This is a genomic window from Rhizobium ecuadorense, assembly GCF_001187535.1.
In the GTDB taxonomy this organism is placed as follows: Bacteria; Pseudomonadota; Alphaproteobacteria; order Rhizobiales; family Rhizobiaceae; genus Rhizobium; species Rhizobium ecuadorense.
Window position 1 is genome coordinate 1 of the sequence record NZ_LFIO01001551.1, and the last position, 295, is coordinate 295.

The window sequence follows — 295 nt, forward strand, 5'->3', positions numbered from 1 at the left end:
CACGCCGTATTTCTCGAGCGTCTTCAGGCCGGTCTTGTACGAGCCGAAATCGACCACGTCGTCCATGTCCAGCATGATGTCGAACGTATCCTCAAGGGAGGCGATAAGCGCCATGTGACCAACCGAGTCCCAAGCGCGGATGCTCTGATACTGGAGGCCGTCGCTCAAATCCTCGGCGCCTATGCCGAAAGTTTCGATGAAAGCGGCATCGTATTTTTCTTTGTTGCTCATGTCTTGCTCCTACTTGAACACTTTTTTGTCTTCGTTCCTGCGAACGACGCGCGCGGGATTACCC

The 295-nt window shown here is 54.2% G+C and carries 1 protein-coding gene; it reads right to left on the reverse strand.

All coding sequences use genetic code 11. From position 1 onward, the window contains the following. On the reverse strand, positions 1 to 231 hold a 231-nt coding region (locus AF337_RS32040), incomplete at its 3' end, for an acyl carrier protein (protein ID WP_049735268.1). Positions 232 to 295 lie beyond the last annotated feature (64 nt).